At 70.5% G+C, this 18202-nt stretch carries 14 protein-coding genes and 1 pseudogene; 4 read left to right on the top strand and 11 right to left on the bottom strand.

Features of this window, described 5'->3' with window-relative positions:
• Positions 1 to 60 precede the first annotated feature (60 nt).
• Complete coding sequence (locus tag P0Y41_RS11055; protein WP_284061395.1) at positions 61 to 879, bottom strand: 4-phosphopantoate--beta-alanine ligase; 819 nt, start codon at positions 877 to 879, stop codon at positions 61 to 63.
• A 49-nt stretch (positions 880 to 928) separates the two neighbouring features.
• Positions 929 to 1794: pseudogene (locus tag P0Y41_RS11050) on the bottom strand (pantoate kinase).
• A gap of 179 nt (positions 1795 to 1973) precedes the next feature.
• On the opposite strand from P0Y41_RS11050, the gene P0Y41_RS11045 reads away from it, so the two are divergent.
• Positions 1974 to 2537: a cupin domain-containing protein gene (locus P0Y41_RS11045; RefSeq protein WP_284061394.1), complete on the top strand. Its 564-nt coding sequence runs from the start codon at positions 1974 to 1976 to the stop codon at positions 2535 to 2537.
• Positions 2538 to 2588: 51 nt separating this feature from the next.
• On the opposite strand, the gene aspS is transcribed toward P0Y41_RS11045, so the two are convergent.
• Entirely contained in the window at positions 2589 to 3893 is a 1305-nt protein-coding gene (aspS, locus tag P0Y41_RS11040; RefSeq protein ID WP_284061393.1) for an aspartate--tRNA(Asn) ligase, read from the bottom strand.
• A gap of 178 nt (positions 3894 to 4071) precedes the next feature.
• On the opposite strand from aspS, the gene P0Y41_RS11035 reads away from it, so the two are divergent.
• Positions 4072 to 5364 (top strand): sensor histidine kinase, encoded by a 1293-nt coding sequence (locus tag P0Y41_RS11035; protein ID WP_284061392.1) that lies wholly within the window; start codon positions 4072 to 4074, stop codon positions 5362 to 5364.
• A gap of 105 nt (positions 5365 to 5469) precedes the next feature.
• Here the strand turns inward: P0Y41_RS11035 and P0Y41_RS11030 are convergent, their stop codons facing one another.
• The 5 genes from P0Y41_RS11030 to P0Y41_RS11010 all read right to left on the bottom strand — a co-directional run bounded on the left by P0Y41_RS11030 (position 5470) and on the right by P0Y41_RS11010 (position 11800).
• The gene (locus P0Y41_RS11030) at positions 5470 to 6192 is read right to left on the bottom strand and encodes a phosphoglycerol geranylgeranyltransferase (protein WP_284061391.1); all 723 of its coding nucleotides are present in this window, start codon (positions 6190 to 6192) and stop codon (positions 5470 to 5472) included.
• 219 nt (positions 6193 to 6411) lie between these two features.
• Positions 6412 to 7236: a DUF7847 domain-containing protein gene (locus P0Y41_RS11025; protein WP_284061390.1), complete on the bottom strand. Its 825-nt coding sequence runs from the start codon at positions 7234 to 7236 to the stop codon at positions 6412 to 6414.
• 103 nt (positions 7237 to 7339) lie between these two features.
• Positions 7340 to 7522: a hypothetical protein gene (locus P0Y41_RS11020; protein WP_284061389.1), complete on the bottom strand. Its 183-nt coding sequence runs from the start codon at positions 7520 to 7522 to the stop codon at positions 7340 to 7342.
• 105 nt (positions 7523 to 7627) lie between these two features.
• Positions 7628 to 10165 (bottom strand): DNA topoisomerase I, encoded by a 2538-nt coding sequence (locus P0Y41_RS11015; RefSeq protein ID WP_284061388.1) that lies wholly within the window; start codon positions 10163 to 10165, stop codon positions 7628 to 7630.
• A gap of 120 nt (positions 10166 to 10285) precedes the next feature.
• Positions 10286 to 11800 carry a serine hydrolase domain-containing protein gene (locus tag P0Y41_RS11010; protein WP_284061387.1) on the bottom strand — a complete coding sequence of 505 codons (1515 nt, stop codon included), beginning with the start codon at positions 11798 to 11800 and terminating at the stop codon, positions 10286 to 10288.
• 129 nt (positions 11801 to 11929) lie between these two features.
• Here P0Y41_RS11010 and P0Y41_RS11005 point away from each other — a divergent pair, with 129 nt between their 5' ends.
• Together P0Y41_RS11005 and P0Y41_RS11000 are read left to right on the top strand one after the other, a co-directional pair.
• Positions 11930 to 12673 carry a creatininase family protein gene (locus P0Y41_RS11005; protein ID WP_284061386.1) on the top strand — a complete coding sequence of 248 codons (744 nt, stop codon included), beginning with the start codon at positions 11930 to 11932 and terminating at the stop codon, positions 12671 to 12673.
• 82 nt (positions 12674 to 12755) lie between these two features.
• Positions 12756 to 13508: a class I SAM-dependent methyltransferase gene (locus P0Y41_RS11000; protein ID WP_284061385.1), complete on the top strand. Its 753-nt coding sequence runs from the start codon at positions 12756 to 12758 to the stop codon at positions 13506 to 13508.
• A 26-nt stretch (positions 13509 to 13534) separates the two neighbouring features.
• Here the strand turns inward: P0Y41_RS11000 and P0Y41_RS10995 are convergent, their stop codons facing one another.
• The 3 genes from P0Y41_RS10995 to P0Y41_RS10985 all read right to left on the bottom strand — a co-directional run bounded on the left by P0Y41_RS10995 (position 13535) and on the right by P0Y41_RS10985 (position 18116).
• The gene (locus P0Y41_RS10995) at positions 13535 to 14629 is read right to left on the bottom strand and encodes a bactofilin family protein (protein ID WP_284061384.1); all 1095 of its coding nucleotides are present in this window, start codon (positions 14627 to 14629) and stop codon (positions 13535 to 13537) included.
• Positions 14630 to 14710: 81 nt separating this feature from the next.
• Positions 14711 to 16594, bottom strand: coding sequence for a S9 family peptidase (locus tag P0Y41_RS10990; protein ID WP_284061383.1), 1884 nt, complete (start codon positions 16592 to 16594; stop codon positions 14711 to 14713).
• A 70-nt stretch (positions 16595 to 16664) separates the two neighbouring features.
• Complete coding sequence (locus P0Y41_RS10985; RefSeq protein ID WP_284061382.1) at positions 16665 to 18116, bottom strand: M20/M25/M40 family metallo-hydrolase; 1452 nt, start codon at positions 18114 to 18116, stop codon at positions 16665 to 16667.
• Positions 18117 to 18202 lie beyond the last annotated feature (86 nt).

The following is an 18202-nucleotide window of genomic DNA, read 5'->3' as shown; positions in this document are numbered from 1 at the left end:
CGTCGCGACCGCGACCGCGAAAGTCCCCGCCTCGCTCGATCCGGGTCGTCGCCCTCGAATTCAGTCCAGGTCGCCCTCGCGGATCGCCCGCTCGGCCTCCGCCAGCGCGGCCTCCCGGTCGAACGACGCGGTTATGTCCCGCAGTTCGTCGTCGCTCGCGTCGGCCAGTTCCTCGGCGTGGCGGGTGATATTGGGAACGGCGCGGATGATGTTGTCGACGATGGGAACCGCGGCGACCTGCGCGGAGCGGCTCATCGGGTTCAGGTCGATCACGATCTCGGTCTTCCCCATCGCGCCCAGCGCCTCCGCACGGTCGCCGTCCTCCAGCGGCACGACGACCACGTCGGCGTCGCCGATGCCGTCGGCGTCCACCTTCGCGCGCTCGTGGCTCAAGCCGGGAATGCGGCCGTCCGCGGTGAGGCCTTTCACCTCGCTCGCGCCGTGCTCGCGGAGGTGCTCGGCGATCGCCTCCATTCGCTCGGGGGTGCGGTTGAACAGGTTCACCTCGATGTCGGCGCCCGTCGCCGCGGCGAGCTCGACGATTTCGCCGGGCACCAGCGCCGCGACGTTGCCGTTCACCGAGAGCACCGGGTGCTCGGCCAGCAGGAGGTACGCGGCGGCGGCGCGGGCGGCGGCGTCGGCCGAGGGGAGCGTCTCCTCCCCGAGCAGGTAGTCGAACGCCTCGCCGCGGCCCTCCGCGATGAGCCCCTGCTTTGAGGTGATGCCCAAGTCGACTCCGTGTTCGATGCGGTGGCGCGTGAGCAGCGACTGGTAGCGCGGGTGGTCCTCGGGGATCTCCGACTCGTGCTCGGGGTCCGCGGGGACCTCGGGGTCGGTGGCGTCGCCGTCGCCGGATTCGTCCGGCGCGTCCTCGGTCATGTCTCCGGATCGAACCCGGGGTGCGAAAAGCGCATCCACTCGGAGCGGTCTACTCCTCGGTGGCGAGCGTCGCCCCCGTCGGATGGACCGAACACGCCGCGGCGTCGTAGCCGGCGTCGGTGAGCCCGGTGCCGAGCGCGTACACCGTGCGGCCGAGCATCGCCATCGACGCGAGTCCGCCCTCGGCCTCGACGGCCTCGACGGCCTCGGCGACCTCGGGCACCAGCAGGCCGGCCTCGCCGGCGAATTCCCGGCCGGCCGCCAGCAGTTCCAGCTCGTCGGGCGCGCGCATCAGCCGCGTCAGCGCCACCTCCCCGCCTCGCGGACGGGATCGAGGTCCCCGCCGAGCACGCGCTCGGTCGAGAGTTCGCCGAAGGAGACGTACTCGACGCGGGGACGCGCCGGTACGCCGTCCATGCGGCCGTAGCCGGGAGCGCCCGGCTCCAGTCGGACCGGGAGTCCCCCGCGGAACTGGCCGACCACGTCGCCGAGACCGGTACCGGCGGCGGCTTCTGCGGCGTGGGCGACGCGCACGAGGTCGTTTTCCGAGCGCTCCAGTCCGAACACGGCGTTCGCGGCGAAGGCCGTCGCCAACGCGGCCGCCCCCGAGACCCCGAAGCCCGCGCCGACGGGCACGTCGCTGTCGACCTCGACTTCGGCGGCGACGTTCAACTCCCCGAGGACCCGCTCGACGGGCTCCACCTCGGCGGGGACGCCGTCCAGTTTCAGGTCGGTCCCAGTAGTCGGCCCGTCGTCGGCCGTGTCCGCGTCGTCGGCCGGTCGGACCGTCACCTCGACGCCGTCCGACAGCGCGAGTCCGGCGCCGCGCGAACCGGCGCGCGCGGGGTCGCGGTCGGGGTACGGCGCGAAGAAGGCGGTGACGTGGCCCGGCGCGAACGCGGTCGCCTCGTCCATACTCGCGCAACTGCCGGGGCGCGAGTATGGGTTTCGGTTCCCGCCGGTCGCTTCGGCGGCGACGCCGGCGACTGAGTTCGGCCCGGGTCAGCGTCGACAGCGCGCCGGCGGTGTGGGGCGGCGGCGCGGCGACGGCCGAGACCCGCGCGCTTTTGCCCGTCCGTGCGACTCGTCAACGCATGGATCACGTCGTCGTCGACGACCTCGACAACTCCCTGCAGCCGGCCGCGGTGATGCGCCACCTCACCGAGCCGCTCGGCTGCGAGGACCTCGCGATCAACTACTACGAACTCGCGCCGGGCGACTCCTTCGCGTTCGCCTACCACAACCACGAGGTGCAAGAGGAGGTGTTCGTCGTGCTGTCGGGGACGGCGACGTGGGTCGTCGGTCCCGAGCCCGGGAATTCGGCCGACCCCGTCGGCTCGGCTGACCCCGGGGAATCCGCGGAGCGACGGGAGATCGAGGTCGGGCCGATGGAGGCGATCCGGGTCCCGCCGGGGCAGTTCCAGCGCGGGTGGAACCGCAGCGACGGGAGAGTGACCGCGCTCGCGCTGGGCGCGCCGCTGGCGTACGGCGAGCAGTTGAAGCGCGACGACTGTCCCGCCTGCGGCGACGAGGTCGCGGTGTCGATCGAACGCGCGTCCGACGACGAGTCACAGCTGATCACCGAGTGTGTCGACTGCGGCGCCGAGGTGGCGCGCTGGCGGCGCGGCGACGCCGGCGAGAACGAGCGTGTCAGGTGAGTCGCGTCGCGACCGGTCCGCGGACGCCGCGGCGACGACGCTCGCGACCGATTACGGCGAGAGCCGCTGGCGGTCGCGCGGGAAGAGCACGGCCTCGCGGATGTTGTCCAGATCGAGCATCGTCATGAGGAGGCGCTCGGCGCCCATCCCCCAGCCGGCGTGGGGCGGCATACCGTAGCGGAACATCTTGGTGTAGTACTCGAACTCCTCGGGGTCGAGCCCCTGCTGCTCGAAGCCGGCGATGAGCTGCTCGTGGCGGTGCTCGCGCTGGCCGCCCGACACCAGCTCCATGCGCGGGTGCATCATGTCGAAGCCGGTCGACTTCTCGTCGTCGTCGTCGTGGTCCTTGATGTAGAACGGCTTGACCTCCGAGGGCCAGTCGGTGATGAAGTAGTGCTCGCCGACCTCCTGCCCGAGCACGTGCTCGGCCTCCGTCGAGAGGTCGTCGCCCCACACGAGGTGCTCGTCGAGCTCGCCCGTCGCGTTGACGCGGTCGAGCGCCTCCTGGTAGCTCAGGCGCGGGAAGTCGCCCGAGGGGACCGCGAACTCCTCGGCGATGCCGAGCTCCTCCAGCTCGTCGGCGCAGTTCTCGGCGACGGCCTCGTAGGCAGCCTTCGTGACCGCCTCGGCGACGTCCATCGCCTCGGTGTGGTCGCAGAAGGCGCCCTCGAAGTCGATGGAGTGGGCCTCGTTGAGGTGGCGCGGCGTGTTGTGCTCCTCGGCGCGGAAGATCGGGCCGATCTCGAAGACGCGTTCGAGGTTGGAACCGGCCATGAGCTGCTTGAACAGCTGTGGGCTCTGGTTCATGAACGCCTCCTCGCCGAAGTAGGAGATGGGGAACAGCTCGGTGCCGCCCTCCGTCCCGGTGGCGACGATCTTCGGCGTGTTGATCTCGGTGGCGTCGTGGCTCCGGAAGGCGTCGCGGACGGCGCGAAGCAGCTCCGCGCGGATCTCGAAGACCGCCTGCACCGACGGCTTGCGGAGGTCGAGCGTGCGGTTGTCGAGTCGGGTCGGCAGCTCCGCGTCGACCTTTCCGGAGGGGTCGAGCGGGAGTTCGGGGTCAGCAGGCGCGACGACCTCGATGTCCGTCGGGACGACCTCGACGCCGGTGGGCGCGCGTGGCTCCTCTTTCACGTCGCCCTCGACCTTCAGGACGGATTCGCGGTGCGCGTCGAGGCCGGTGTCGACCATCGCCTCGTCCATCTCGTCTTTCTCCAGTTTCACCTGGATCTTCCCGGTCTTGTCGCGGAGGATCAGGAACGCGATGCCGCCCAGATCGCGAGTTTCGTGGACCCAGCCGGCGACAGTGGCCGCCTCGCCGGGGGTCGCGTCAGCCGTGTACGTTCGACCGTGCATACCGGTTGGTTCCGGCGCGAGGCTTTAAACTCGGTCGATCCCTGTTCTCACCCCTCGCGAACGGTTACCACGAGGTTCGGGGTTGGAGGGGACGATCGTCCAGCGGGATCGAGCCCTCGTCGCACGCGGTGATAGCTGGGAAGGTACGCTTATCCGTCAGGGGTCGAATCGACCCGCAGTGACGAACGCGGGCCGGGCCGGGGGGCACAACAGCGATGCCGACAGCGAGGCGACTGTACCCGGCGAGCGCGAAGTCGACGCCGACGTCGACGACACCGGGGGACCGGCGTGGTTCTCCGGAGCGCTGGCAGCAAGCGGCGCGTTCACCGGCGCGCTCGTCGTCGGCACCGCGACGCTGGCGTTCACTTCGGCCGGTCGGAGCCCGGGGTCGATCGTGTTGGGGCTCGTCGGTCCGCTGTGTGCGGTGTGGGCCTACGGCGTCGTGCTCACGTGGGTCGCCCGCGTGGACCTGCCCCGCGAGCACCACGCCCGTCTCGCCGGCTGGCTCGTCGTCGGGGTGATCCCGCTGGTCGTGGGCGCGGTGGTGATGCAGGCGTACAGCGCAGCCGTCGGGGCGCTCGACTCGTTCTCGCCGGCCGCGGCCGGCGGCTGGGCCTGCGGCGGCGTCGTCTTCGGCGCCGCCGTCGGCATCGGCGACGTGCGCGTCCGGATGCGCACGACCGAGGCCGAGGAGGCGACCGCCCGCTACGAGCGCCTCGTCGAGGTGTTGACCGTTCTCAACCGGGTGTTGCGCCACGACGTTCGCAACGACCTCACGGTGATCGCGGGCTACCTCGACCACGCGCGCCGCGAGGGCGACGCCGACATCGCCGAGTATCTCGACGGGATCGAGGCCCGCGCCGAGCGGATCGAGCGGCTGAGCGACCACGCTCGCCTCGCCGAGGACGCGGTGCTCGGCGACGAGACGATCGAGGGGGCGACCGATCTCGCACTCGTCGCCGAGCGCGTCGTCGGCACTGTCGCCCGCGACCACCCCGAGGCCTCGGTGTCGATCCGGGCGGAGTCGGACGACGTGCGGGCGCTCGTCCCGGGGCACGACCTGCTGGAGTCGGCCGTCCACAACGTCGTCGAGAACGCCGTCGAGCACGCCGGGCGGTCGGACCCGACCGTCGAGGTCGTCGTGCGCGTCCGTCCCGACGAGACGCTCGCGGACGCCGATGCCACCGACTCACTCGGTCCCGACGCCGAGTTCGGCGACCGACTCGGCGCCGGCGGGGTCGTCGAGGTGGCGGTCGCCGACGACGGCCCGGGCTTTCCCGACCGCGAGCGCACCGTGCTCGAGGAGGGGGGCGAGGACGCGCTGGAGTCCAGTTCCGGCATGGGACTGTGGGTGGTCCACTGGATCGTCGACACGGTGGGCGGCGTCACGGCCGTCTCGGACCGCGAGGGCGGCGGCAGCGTCGTCACCCTCCGGTTCCCGTGGCTCGGCGACGACGACGGCGAGACGTGAGCCGACAGGGCGATGAGCCGAACAGCAAAACGAGAGCGATACCTGTGAGCGACCGCGCGGGCGCGAGAGACCCGGGCAGTGCGTCGACGCGCGCGACCGGGCGGCTCAGGCGTCGGCGATCTCGGCGTGGGCGTCCTTGACGCCCTCGACGGTCTCGCGGACGGCGTCGGCGCCCTCGTCGTGGAGCAGGTCGCCGACGACGACCGCGTCGGCCACCTCGCCCATCGCGTAGGCGTCGTCGTAGTCGTGGACGCCGCCGCCGTAGAAGAGCGTGGAGTCGTCGAGCGCGTCGTGGGCGGCCTTCACCGTCTCGCGGTCGCCGAGGGTGCCGGAGTACTCGACGTAGACGATGTCCTGGCCGAACATCTTCTCGGCGACGCGGGCGTACGCGCCGACCTCGTCGGGCGTGAGGTCGCAGTCGGCGCCGGTGAGCTCGGCGGCGGAGGCGTCGGGGTTGAGCACGATGTACGCCTCGGTGTGGGTGCGGTCCCAGTCGAGGTCGTCGGCGATGCGCACCCACTCCTTGTGGGCGCCGGTGATCCAGAACGGGTCGTCGGCGTTGAACACCGTCGGGATGAGGTAGCCGTCGAGGGCCTCGTCGTCGACGACGACCGCCGGGTTCGACGGCTCTTGGTACAGCGGGACGTTGTGCTCCTTGCACGCCTCGATGACGCGGGTGGCCTTCTCGGAGGTCACGTCGAGCGTGCCGCCGATCTCGATAGCGTCCGTGCCGGTCTTACAGGCGTCCGCGAACGTCTCGTCGGCGTGCAACTCTTTGTCCGGGTCGATCTTGAGGATGTGGTCCCACTCGTCCCACGGCGCGCTCATGTTGGTGGGGATGGTATGCAGAGCGCTAAAAAGGGCGCGGATGCGGGTGGGTCGAGGCGATCGATTCGGGTCGACGGCCGATGGCGTCGAAAATCCGATCACGGCTCGGTATTGACGGAGAGAGCCGTGCAGGATGGTGCTCCGATAGGCCGGGGGAAGAGGTAGTGGCGATACGAACGATTCCGCGGCTGCACCGCAACCCGGGATCGACGCCCGTACTCACGCCGTCAGTTCGCGGTAGTACGCCACCGACAGCGTCCCGAAGAACCCGCCGAACAGCGTCCCGAGCACGACCGTCACCGCGGAGATCGCGACCGCCCCGAGCGACGGCAGCGAAACGACGAACGGGTCGACGGTCCCGCCCGCGGCGAACTGCGGCGCTGCCAGCGCCGACCCGAGGCCGACGACGGCCCCGAACGCGCCCGCGAGCACGCCGACGAGCAGCGAGTACCCGAGGACGCTCACCACGTTGCGGCGCACGACGCCGGCGCTGTGCGTGATCGAATCGATCGGGCCGTAGTCGTCGATTACGATCGCCTGCCCGTAAAACTGGATCAGGAACGCGACGACGAGGTACGCGAGCACGACCGCGAGCAGCACGACGGCGACGGCGGCCAACAGCGCGACGTTCACCCCGCCGGGGTCGGGCGCACCCGTGGGCATCGAGCCGAGGAGGCCCACCACGCCGATGATGCCGGCGACGAACGCGATCATGCCGAGCACGATGTTCACGGCGAGCAGGATCAGGTACACCACGAACACGGAGACGAAGTGCTCCTTCCCGGCGGCGACGAACGTCGACAGCGACGTGCGCCTGTCGAGCGCCTCGTCGGCCATGCCGATGAGCCCCGCCTGCATGAACGGCACCGCGACGAGGTACAGCGCCGACGCCGCCAGCGAGACGAGGCTCGCGACGAGCGGCGCGCTCGACTGGAGGAGCAGTTGCGGCACCTGCACCAGCGTCAACAGGAGAACGGGCACGAACAGGACAGGGTTGGATGCCAGCGTCGATGGCGTCCGTCGGAGCGCGGTCTGGAGGGCCACGGCTGAACACTCGTTCAGTTGCTGATAAAGGTACTGACTGTTTGACGGCAGGTCGGAAACGTGTGTCCGCTTGCGGGTACACGAGGCGAGTCGCCTCGCGCGTTCACTCTTCCTCGTCCGTCGTCGACTCGACCGTCGCGGCCCCGCACTCGGGGCACTCGTCGTAGTCCGTTTGAAACCGTTCTTCGCAGGCCCGACAGCGGTAGTCCGCGTGCTGTTCAGCCTCGTTCTTCGCGGTCTGTTTGAACTGTTCGACCTGCCGCCCCATCCGTTCGAAGAACCCCATCGTCCGGTGTAACGGGCGACCGGAGAAATAAGCGTTCGGCGGGTCGAGCGGAGGAAACAGTGAAGACTATCGATCGGACGACTCAGTACGGAGAGAGAGACGGTGTTAGTCGGCTTTGGCCTGCCAGCCGCGCACCGTGTCCGGTCCGACCCCGTCCAGTTCGTTGGCGAGCGCGTCCGGCTCCATCTCCTTGAGCGAGGACACGTCGTCGACGCCGGCGTCCTTCAGCTTCTCGGCGGTCTTCTCGCCGATCCCCTCGATCGCCTCCAGTTCCGACCCCGCCTGCCGGGACTGGTACTCCCGGTAGTTGCAGATCGGACAGCCCAGTTCCCACGGCTCGTCGCCCGAGTGGACGACGAGATGCGGGAGGTCGTGTTCCTCGCAGGTCTCGTCGGTCACCTCGATCTCGCCTCGACGCGGCAGCGGCAGCGAGTAGTCGCAGTCGGGGTACCGCGTACACCCCACGAGCCGCGATCCCGAGCGCAGGCGCTTGATGGCGAGGTCGCCGCCGTGCTCCTCCCCGCAGTCTGGACAGACGCCGATCACTTCGTCCTCCTCCTCGTCGGCCTCGTCGGCCTGACACTGCGGGCAGCCGTGGACGAACGTCTTGCGCCCGGCGAGCATCTTCACGTGGTTCAGCTCGTGGTCCTCGCACACCTCGTCGAGGATGAGCGGCTTGCCCGTCGACGGCAGCGGGAGGGTGTACTCGCAGTCGGGGTAGCCGTCGCAGCCGACGAAGTACGACCCGGCCCGCGACTTACGCACGAGGAGGGTGTCGCCGCACTCGGGACACGGTCCGAGCTGTTTGTCCGCCTTCAGCGACTTCTGGAGGTGGTCGCCCACCTCCTCTCGCGACTCGACCAGCTCATCGAACACCCGCGAGAGCATCTCGCGGGACTCGTCGGCGACCTCGTCGAACGCCTTCTCTCCCGAAGCGATCGCCTGCATGTCCGCCTCGAGTTGGGCGGTCATCTCGTCGCTCACGATGCGGTCGGCGAACTCCTCGCTCGCCTTCACGACCGCCTTCGCGAGCCCCGTCGGTCGCGGCGGATCGCTCTCGATGTAGCCGCGGTCGTACAGCTTTTGGATCACGTCGTGGCGCGTCGCCTTCGTCCCGATGCCCATGTCCTCCATCGTCTCGATGAGCCGCGACTGGCCGTACCGACGCGGCGGTTGGGTCTGCTTGGCCTCGAAGGCCGTGTCCACGATCCCCAGCGCCTCGCCCTCGGTCACGTCGGGGACGTAGCTCTCGTTGGTCGAGAAGTACGGGTACACCGCGTGGTACCCCTCCTCGGTGAGCCGCTTGCCGTTGGACTTCAGCCGCAGGGCGCCGTCGTCGACGCCGACGGCGTCGTCGCCCTCGTCGACCTCGGTGACGACGCGGAGGTGCTCCCACTCGGCGTCGGGGGCACAGGTCGCGAGGAACCGCCGCACGACCAGCTCGTACACCTCCCACTCGTCGTCGCTGACCTCCGAGGGCGCCGGCAGCTCGCCGGTCGGGTGGATCGGCGGGTGGTCGGTTGTCTCCTCGTCGCCCTCGGTCGGGGTGATGTCGTCCAGGTCGAGCAGGGACTCGGCGTCGTCGCCGAACTGCCGGCCCATCGACAGCTCCTCCAGCAGTTCGCGCTCGTCGAGGTCCTCGGGGTAGACGGTGTTGTCGGTGCGGGGGTAGGTGATGAACCCGGCCGTGTAGAGGTCCTCGGCCATGCTCATCGCCCGCTGGGCCGAGTAGCCGATCGACGAGGCCGCGCGGATGAACTGCGTCGTGTTGAACGGCGCCGGCGGCTCGTCCGTGCGCCGGCGGCGACGAACCGACGAGGCCGTCGCCGACTCGGCCTCCCGCAGCCGGTCGTAGACGGCGTCGGCGGTCGCCTCGTCCCAGACGCGCTCGGCCTCGGTGCCGTCGTCGTCCTCGTAGAAGTACTGCGCCTCGAACGAGTCCTCCGCGTCCGTCTCCTCGCCCTCGCGCTTCAGCAGGTCGGCGAACAGCTCCCAGTAGTCCTCGGGGTCGAACGCCTCGATCTCGCGCTCGCGGTCGACGATCAGCTTGAGCGTCGGCCCCTGCACCCGACCGACGGAGATGAAGTCGTCGCCGAGCTGGCGGGCCGACAGCGAGAGGAACCGCGTCAGCGACGCCCCCCAGATGAGGTCGATGATCTGGCGGGCCTCGCCCGCCGCCGCCAGGTCGAAGTCGATCTCGTCGCGGTCCTCGAACGCCTCGGTCACCTCGCGCTCGGTGATCGACGAGAAGCGCACGCGGTCGACCGGGGCGTCCTCGTTGACCTCGCGGATCAGCTCGTACGCCTCCTTGCCGATCAACTCGCCCTCGCGGTCGTAGTCGGTCGCGATGACGACGCGGTCGGCGTCCCGCGACAGCAGCCGCAGCGCCCGCACGATCCCCTCTTGGGTCGGGCGCTTGCGGACGGGGGCGTCGATGAGTTCGACCGGCTCCACGTCGCGCCAGTCGTCGTACTCCGGCGGGAAGTCCACCGCGACGACGTGGCCCGAGAGCCCGATACAGCGGGTGCCACCCCAGCGGTAGACGTTGACGCCGGCGCGTCGCTCGGTGTCGAAGTCCCCGTTCGAGAGGATCTCCGAGAGGCGCCGGGCGGCGTTGTCTTTCTCGGTGACGATCAGTTCCATCAGTTGCCGGAGAGTATGCCGAATCCCTTTGTAACCCTTTCGCGGGTCGCGGTCACACGGTCGCTCCGTCGACCGCGCCGCGACGGGATCGCGGCTCCACCGGCGCGTTGGGGAGCGCGGTTACGGGAGCTTGCCGGGGTCGTCCGCGACCTTGTGGAGGTGCCAGCGATCGTACAGCAGGTCGACCCCGCGGTCGGCGTCCGCCCCGGCGCCGTCGTCGCCGCCCCCGTCGCCGACGCGGAACTCGACCGGCACCCGCTCGCCCGCCTCGTTGGGCGTGAGGAACGCAAAGGGGTCGTCGCCCGGGGCGTCAGTCAGCGGCAGCGACTCGCCGCCGAGCGGGCCGGCCAGTTCGACCCGGAGCCCGCCCCCGTCGCGGACGACGACCGCGCGCTTGACACCCCGGTAGGAGGCGTACTCGCCGGTCAGGCGGTCGAATCGCCGGCGACGCTCGAAGAAGGGGACCGCCGCCGCGGGCTCCTCCCCGAGCGCGCACGCGAACACTCCCTCGCCGAGCCGGACCAGCGGATAGCCGGGCGCGGCGTTCGCGGCGACGGCGACGCCCAGCCCCGCCTCGGGGCTGAAGCCGACGTACGCAGTCGAGACGGCGATGGAGCCGGAGTGGCCGACCAGTTCCCGGCCGCACGACTCGCGGGTGCGCCAGCCGAACCCGTACGGGCCGCCGGGCGTGTCGACGCGGTCCTCGACGAGCGTCGCGACCGACTCGGGCGAGACGACCTCGCGACCGTCGATGCGGCCGTCGTTCAACATGAGGCGGGCGTATCGCCCGAGCCCCTCGACCGAGGTGAACAGGCCGCCCGCCGGCCGCGACAGTTCGCGGACGGGGACCGACGCCGCCGCGAGGTCGTCCCGGCCTCCGACGTCGCCCCCGTCGCGGGCGGGTCCCGAGCCGGGTCCCCGGTCCTCGCGCAGGTACATGGTGGCGTGATCGTCGTCCATCGCGAACGCCGTGTCGTCGAAGGTGGCCCGGTCGAGTCCCAGCGGATCGAGGACGTGTTCGGCGACGTACCGGTCGTACGGGCGGCCGGTGCACGCCTCGATCACGTCGCCCAAGAGGACGTACCCCTCGTTGCTGTAGGCGAACCGCTCGCCCGGGGCGCCGACGCGCTCGTCGCCCGCGGTCGTCGACCCACCCGCCGAACCGCCGCCGGCCGAACCGACCGCGCCCTCGACGTGCGCCCGGAAATCCGCCGGCGTCGACAGCGGAAGGGTGTCGGTGTCGCGGCGGAGCCGCCGGCCGATGAGCGCCTCGCTCGTCGCCAGCGACGGGAGCCCCGAGGCGTGCGACAGGAGGTGTCGCAGCCGGATCGGGTCCTCTGGGTCACTTCCCAGGTCCACGTCGAGGTGGTCTGACACGGGGTCCTCGAAGTCCAACATCCCCGCCTCGGCCAGTTGTGCGGTCGCCAGCGCGGTCACCGACTTGGTGACCGAGCCGACGCCGTACAGCGTCGCGGGCGTCGCCGGCCGGTTCCCTGCGAGGTCGCGGGCGCCGAACCCCTCGGCGTAGCGGACGCCGTCGCGGTCGACGACGGCGACGCTGACGCCGGGGAGCCGGTCGCGCCGCATCGTCCGCCGAATGAGGTCGGCCGCCGCGGCGCGGTCCTCGTCGTTCATGGTCGCGAGTCGCGCCGGCGCGACTTCAACCCGCTGGGCCATCGCACGCCGTGAGCCCGCTCGCGCGCCGGTCCGGACCTCCCGTGCCGCTTCCCGAAGGAGTATCACTCCGGCCGCCGCCGGACCGGTATGCCCGAGACCGAACACGACCTCGCGACGATGACCTGGGAGGACGCCGGCGACGCCTTCCTGAGCGCCGACGCGGTCGTCGTCCCCACCGGCAGCACCGAACAGCACTCCGTTCACCTCCCCCTCTCCACCGACAGCCTCCGCGCCGAGCACCTCTCTGCGGCCCTCGTGGAGACGGCGCCCGACCACGGCCTCGACCTCCTTCGCGCGCCGACGCTCCCGTACGGGTACAGCGAGCACCACATGCCGTTCCCTGGGACCGTCACCCTCTCGCAGGACACGTACAAGCAGGCGCTGATCGACATCGGCAGCTCCCTCGCGGAACACGGCGCCGAGCGCGTGCTGTTTCTCAACTGTCACGGCGGCAACAAGCAGGCGCTCGCGCTCGCCAGCGACCGCCTCAATCGCGACCACGATATCGGCGCCCACTTCGTTCACTGGACAGACTTCGGACGCGACGAGTTGGAGGAGCACTTCGGCGAGGGGTGGGGCCACGCCGGCGACCACGAGACGAGCTTCGTCGAGCTCGTCCGCGACGACCTCGTGAAATCCGAGAAGAAAGCGCCGCAGGAGGCCGACGACCTCCCGGAGACGCGCTCGTGGACCTACTTCTCGGACGTGACCGAGTTGGGCGGCCTGGGCGACCCGACGAACTCCGATCCCGAGTTCATGGAGCAGGTGGTGGAGAACACGACCAAGCGGATCCTGGAGGCGCTGAACGAGGACATCGAGAACGGGTGGTGAGGTGCCGGGCCGGAACTCTTCCCCCTGTTCATCGGTCACACGCTCACCGAGGGATTAATCGGCCGGCGCCGGACTGGCCAGTATGCGCGACGACTCCGCGATCACCGAGGCGGAGCTGTACGACCTCCGTCATCGGGACGGCGAGCGCGACGACGTGGCGTTCTACGTCGATCGCGCGATCGAGGCGGGCGGCCCGACGTTGGAGCTCGCCTGCGGCACCGGTCGGATCCACCTCCCGCTCCTCCGGGCCGGCGTCGACGCCGACGGCGTCGACCTGAGCGCCGAGCGGCTCGACAGACTCCGGTCGAAGGCCCGCTCGGAGGGGCTCGATCCCTCAGTCCGCGAGGCCGATATGACCGCCCTCGACCCCGACCGTGCGTACGACCTCGTGATCTGCCCGTACAACTCGCTGCAGTTCGCGCGGACGCTTCCGGACCTACGAGCGACGCTCTCAAGCGTCCACGACGCGCTCGCGCCCGGCGGTCGGTTCGTCTTCGACGTGTTCGTTCCGGACTTCGACGTGATCTGTGAGACGTACGACGAGTGGGAGGAGACGACCGTCGAGCGGGCGGGACGGGCGTACGCCGTCCGGTCGCGGACGACCGTGACCGACCCCGTCGAACAGCTGTTCCGCGTCGAGCGGGAGGTGGTGACGCCGGAGGGCGACGTAGTCCTCGCGGACGCCTTCGAACTCGCGATGCTTCCGAAGCGCCTCGTCGAGACGCTGGTCGACGACTCCCCGTTCGCCTCGGGGTCGCTCGCCGGCGGCTTCGGCGGCGAGCCGCTCGCGGACGATGACACGACGCAGGTGTGGACGCTGGAGAAACCGACGTAGTCGGAGCGCAGGGGTCGACCCGCGGGTTACGCCGTCGCGTCGCCGGTTCCGCCCACCTCCGGCTCCGTGGGCTCATCACCACGGCGCCCGGTTCGACGTGCGTTGAGCGCGAGGACCACCGCGCCCGCGCCGACGACCGTGAGCGCGAGCCGGAACAGGCCGCCGCCGGGAACGAACTGCGAGAGTCCGACGAGGAGCACGCCGACAACGAGCGCGATCCACCGCGCAGCGGAGCCCTCGTCGCGATCGAGCGCACGCAGCCCCCGGCGTCCGAGGACGTACGCGCCGAGCACGAGGCCGATCCAGACTAACAGCCCGTACGCTGCTGCGCCCAAGAGCGCAAGCGGGATCCCGACGATCGTGATTGCAAGCAGCACCAAGAGTATCGGCGCAAGCACCAGCGTCGCCAGCCCCACGCCGCCGCTGGCGGGAGCGCGTGTGACCCCGGTGGTTTCGACCTCGCGCACGAACCCCGGGACGACGAGCAGGAGGACGGCGCCGAGTGCGAGGTGCGCGAGAACGGTGTACAGCACGCTGATCCACGTCGGGACGGTGAAACCGAACCCGCCGAACCCCGTGTTACCGAGGTCGACGGCGCGCACCTCGCCGGCGACTTGTCCCTCGTTGGCGAGCGTCTGCACGTCGTGACGGAGGTCGCCGTCGATCGACGCCGTCGAGCCGACGCGGAGCGTCTCGGCGGCGACGGTAGCCGTCCCGCCGACCGCGCCGTCGAGCACGACCTCGCCGCCGGCCACGTCGATGTCACCGCCGACCTCGCCCGACTGACGAAGCGTGAACGACCCGGTCGCGAGTTCCACCGAGCCCCCGACGCGTCCCTCGACGGTCACGGCGCCGGCGCTGCCGGTGAGATCGCCCGTGACGACGCCCGGCTCTGCGATCACGACCGTGCCGCCGACCGCGTTCACGTCGCCGTCGACCGTTCCGCGGACGATCACGGTGCCGCCGACCGCGTCGAGGTCGTCGCTGATCGTCTCACCCGCTGCGACGACGACTGTCCCGCCTATCTGTGACTCCGCGGCCGCCGCGGGCGCGCTCGCGCCCGTCACGAGGACGAAGACGACGAGCACGGCCGCGAGCGACCGCGTCGCTGCGCTGGTCATGGCAGATCGCTGTTCAACATGTGATCTCATAAACACGTGTGGCGATTGCAGCGCACGGCACACGATCGACAGCGTCGCCGCTCAGACGTGTTCGTCAAGGAACGCCGCGATCGCTTCGAACTCCTCGATGAGGTTCTCGCGGCTCGTCGTGTGGTGCCCCTCGTCCTCGAAGATCAGCGTCTCGACGGGGACGCCCCGCTCGCGGACCGCCTCGGCGACCTGCTCGGCCTCGCCGACCGGCACGCGCGGGTCGTTGGCGCCGTGCTGGACGAACAGCGGACAACTGACCGCCTCGATGCTGGTCAGCGGCGAGATCTCCTTCAGGAACTCGTAGTCGTCTTCCAGGCTGCCGTACTCGGCCTCGCGGTGACTCCGGCGCCACTCTCCGGTGTTCTCCAGGAAGGTTGTGAAGTCCGCGATGCCGACGAAGTCGACGGCAGCGGCCCACAGCTCCGGATACTCGGTGATCGCCGCGAGCACCATGAATCCCCCGTAGGAGCGTCCGTACGCGACGATTCGGTCGTCGTCGACGGCCGGCTGCCCGTGGAGCCACTCGACGCCGGCGGCGACGTCGGCGACCGAGTCCATGCGCTGTTCCACGTCGTCGAGGTGCGCGTACGCCGTCCCGTAGCCCGACGACCCGCGCACGTTCGGCTCCAGCACCGCGTACCCCCGGTTCAGGAAGTACTGTTTGGTGGGATAGAACCAGGGCCGACGCTGGTGTTCGGGCCCCCCGTGGATGTCGACGATGGCGGGCAGTTGCTCGTCCGGATCGTCGGGATCGACGCCCGGCGGCAGCGTCCAGTACGCCGGGATATCGCGCCCGTCGAACGTCTCGTAGCGGATCGTCTCCGGCTCGTGAAACGCCGCGCCGGGGAGTCCGTTGCGACCGACGGGCGTCCAGTCGGTCGCGGCGTCGCTCCCGAACTCACAGACGTTGACGCCGTACGGATCCGTCGGCGACGTGTGCGTGAACGCGAGCCCCTGGGCGTCCGACCCGAACGTCAGATCCGAGGCGATGCCGTCGACCGCGGGGGTGTCGACGGGGTCGACTCTCGGCTCGCCGCCGGCGTCGGCGACGGCGCCGGCGAGGGTTCCGGCGTGCAGCGACGAGTAGCCGCCCTCGTTGACGGTGTACGCGAGCCGCCCGGTGTCGCGGTCGAACGCGAGGGCGTCCACGTCCCAGGCGTCGGAGCCGGGTTCGCCCGTCGCGTCATCGTAGCCAGCGACGGGCGTCACCGCGCCAGATTCGAGCGAAAGGCAGCCGACGTAGGCGGTGTCGCTATCGCGGTTCGTCACACACAGCAGTCCGCCCTCGCCGTCGAAGTGGACGTGCGAGTACGTCGCCTCGGAACCGTCCGAGAGTGTCCGTGTGTTCCCGGAGTCGAGATCGAGCACGAACAGATCCTCGTCGTAGCTGGAGTGCGCCTTCGTGAGCACGAGCCGGCGACCCTCGGGGCCGAACGCGGCGACGTTCAGCCAGCCGCCGGGGCCCTCGTACACGCGCTCGGGGTCGCCCGCCTGCTCTTCCGGGCTCCCCACCTCCTGCACGTACACGTCGAACCGGCCGTCGTCCTCGCGGTTAGCCGTGTAGGCGACCCGGTCGCCGTCGGGACCCCACGCGCCCCACGCGTGTTTCGACTCGGGGTCGTCCGTGAGCGGGCGCTCGACGCCCGTGGCGAGATCGTAGTGGATGAGTTGGTCGCGCTCGTCGCTCCCGCGGTCCATGGCGTACACGAACGACTCGTCGGCGGGCGAGGCCGCGAGTGCGGAGACCCGCTCCTCGTACGGCGTGAGCCGCGACGGCCACGCGCCGGGCTCGTCGGCGGTCCACACCTGCGGCGTGCCGGAGGTGTCTGCGAGAACGAGGAGGCGGCCTTCCGGGGTGAACGTGGGAGAGTCGACGTGTTCGATCGCGAGGAAGCGGGCGACGCCGTAGCCGCCGGCATCTACTGTGTCGGGCATACGCTCACGGCGTGCGCCTCGCGGCTAAAACATTCGGCAGGCGGCGAGGGAGTCGGGGCGGCGACTCCGACTACAGGTCCGCGTCGGCGACGCGCTCCAGAAACGCCGCCGTCGTCCGGATCCCGTTCTCGAAGCAGTCCAAGTCCAGGTGCTCGTTTGGCGAGTGGTTGCCCTGGTCTGGGTTCGCGTACGGCACCACGAGCACGGGAACGTCCGCGAGCGCGTCGACCCGACGGAAGAACGCCGCCGGGAGCGATCCGCCGAGCACGGGCAACTCGACCGGGTCGGCGTCCCACACGGCCGACAGCGTATCCAGCACGGGCGGTGCCGCCGGGGTGTCGACGGGCGTTTTCATCGGCGGGAACCCGGTCCCCTTCGTCACCGCCACGTCGGGGTGGACGCCGGCGACGTGCTCCTCGATGCGCTCGAAGACGGTATCGGGGTCCTGTCCGGGCACCAGCCGCGAGTCCAGTTTCGCCGTCGCCGCCCGCGGGATGACCGTCTTGCTCCCGTCCCCCTGATAGCCCGCGTCGAGGCCGTTGACGGTGATCGTCGGCTCCAACAGCAGGCGCTCGTAGTAGTCGCGCTCGGTCGCGAAGTGGGTGAGGTCCAACTCCTCGCGCACCTCGTCGGCGTCGTCCGGGAGCGCCGCGACCAGTTCGCGGTCCGCCTCCGTCACGTCGGTGCCGTCGTGGAACCCGTCGACTGCGACGCGGTCGCCCCCGGAGGGGTAGCCCCGATCGGAGTCCGTCTCGTCACCGTACTCCGTGAACGAGGCGACGACCTCCGCGAGTTCCGTCGCGGCGTTGGGCACCGGGCCGCCGAAGTTGCCGGAGTGGAGGTCCGCGTTCGCGGTTTCGAGGTCCAACTGGAACGTGAGGATCCCGCGGTTACCGTATATCAGGGTGGGTCGCCCGGAGCGGTGCTGTGGACCGTCGGCGACGTACACCAGATCGGCGTCGCGGATCGCCGCCGCGGGGGCGTCGGCGTCGGACTCTGGGTCGGCTCCGTCGCTATCGAGGTACGACTTCAGTCCGAGACTCCCGCTCTCTTCTCCGCCCTCGATCAGGAGCTTGACCGTCACGTCAGGCACGGCGTCGGCGCGGACGAGGGCGTCCACCGCGAACGCGTGAGCCGCGAACTGGCCCTTGTTGTCGCCGGCGCCGCGGCAGTAGATCGCCCCGTCGCGCACCGTCGGCTCGAACGGCGGCGACGCCCACTGGTCGGGGTGTTCGGCGGGCTGCACGTCGTAGTGGCCGTAGAACACGACCGTCGGCGCGTCGGGGTCCTCGGCGACGCGCTCGCCGTAAACGAGGGGGTAGCGGTCCGTCTCGATGCGTCGGGCGTCGAGGCCGTGATCGGCCAGCAGGTCGCGAGTCGCGTCGGCGCCGTCGTCCATCCCCTCGCCGGTGGCGCTGACGGTGCGCAGGCGCAGGAGGTCGAACAGGGACTCGCGGTAGTCGTCGAGGCGCTCGCGGATCGCATCGTCGGCCGCGCTCGCGGGCGCTGACGTGTCGGTCATACCTGACACACCGAGATACGGGGGCTTCGCCTTTTGCCCGCCGGCGCGACGTGCCGGTAGCCCGCCACCAGAGATTACTAACAAAG

The organism is Halobaculum halobium (genome assembly GCF_030127145.1).
In the GTDB taxonomy this organism is placed as follows: Archaea; Halobacteriota; Halobacteria; order Halobacteriales; family Haloferacaceae; genus Halobaculum; species Halobaculum halobium.
The sequence above is the reverse complement of the archived record's forward strand: the minus strand, read 5'-3'. Positions and strand labels throughout refer to the sequence as shown.

What these genes read in the sequence shown, in the direction of transcription:
- P0Y41_RS11055 (WP_284061395.1), bottom strand. Translation starts at nt 879, where the DNA reads ATGACCGAGGACGCGCCGGACGAATCCGGCGACGGCGACGCCACCGAC.
- P0Y41_RS11045 (WP_284061394.1), top strand. Translation starts at nt 1,974, where the DNA reads ATGGATCACGTCGTCGTCGACGACCTCGACAACTCCCTGCAGCCGGCC.
- aspS (WP_284061393.1), bottom strand. Translation starts at nt 3,893, where the DNA reads ATGCACGGTCGAACGTACACGGCTGACGCGACCCCCGGCGAGGCGGCC.
- P0Y41_RS11030 (WP_284061391.1), bottom strand. Translation starts at nt 6,192, where the DNA reads ATGAGCGCGCCGTGGGACGAGTGGGACCACATCCTCAAGATCGACCCG.
- P0Y41_RS11020 (WP_284061389.1), bottom strand. Translation starts at nt 7,522, where the DNA reads ATGGGGTTCTTCGAACGGATGGGGCGGCAGGTCGAACAGTTCAAACAG.
- P0Y41_RS11015 (WP_284061388.1), bottom strand. Translation starts at nt 10,165, where the DNA reads ATGGAACTGATCGTCACCGAGAAAGACAACGCCGCCCGGCGCCTCTCG.
- P0Y41_RS11010 (WP_284061387.1), bottom strand. Translation starts at nt 11,800, where the DNA reads ATGAACGACGAGGACCGCGCCGCGGCGGCCGACCTCATTCGGCGGACG.
- P0Y41_RS11005 (WP_284061386.1), top strand. Translation starts at nt 11,930, where the DNA reads ATGCCCGAGACCGAACACGACCTCGCGACGATGACCTGGGAGGACGCC.
- P0Y41_RS11000 (WP_284061385.1), top strand. Translation starts at nt 12,756, where the DNA reads ATGCGCGACGACTCCGCGATCACCGAGGCGGAGCTGTACGACCTCCGT.
- P0Y41_RS10995 (WP_284061384.1), bottom strand. Translation starts at nt 14,629, where the DNA reads ATGACCAGCGCAGCGACGCGGTCGCTCGCGGCCGTGCTCGTCGTCTTC.
- P0Y41_RS10990 (WP_284061383.1), bottom strand. Translation starts at nt 16,594, where the DNA reads ATGCCCGACACAGTAGATGCCGGCGGCTACGGCGTCGCCCGCTTCCTC.
- P0Y41_RS10985 (WP_284061382.1), bottom strand. Translation starts at nt 18,116, where the DNA reads ATGACCGACACGTCAGCGCCCGCGAGCGCGGCCGACGATGCGATCCGC.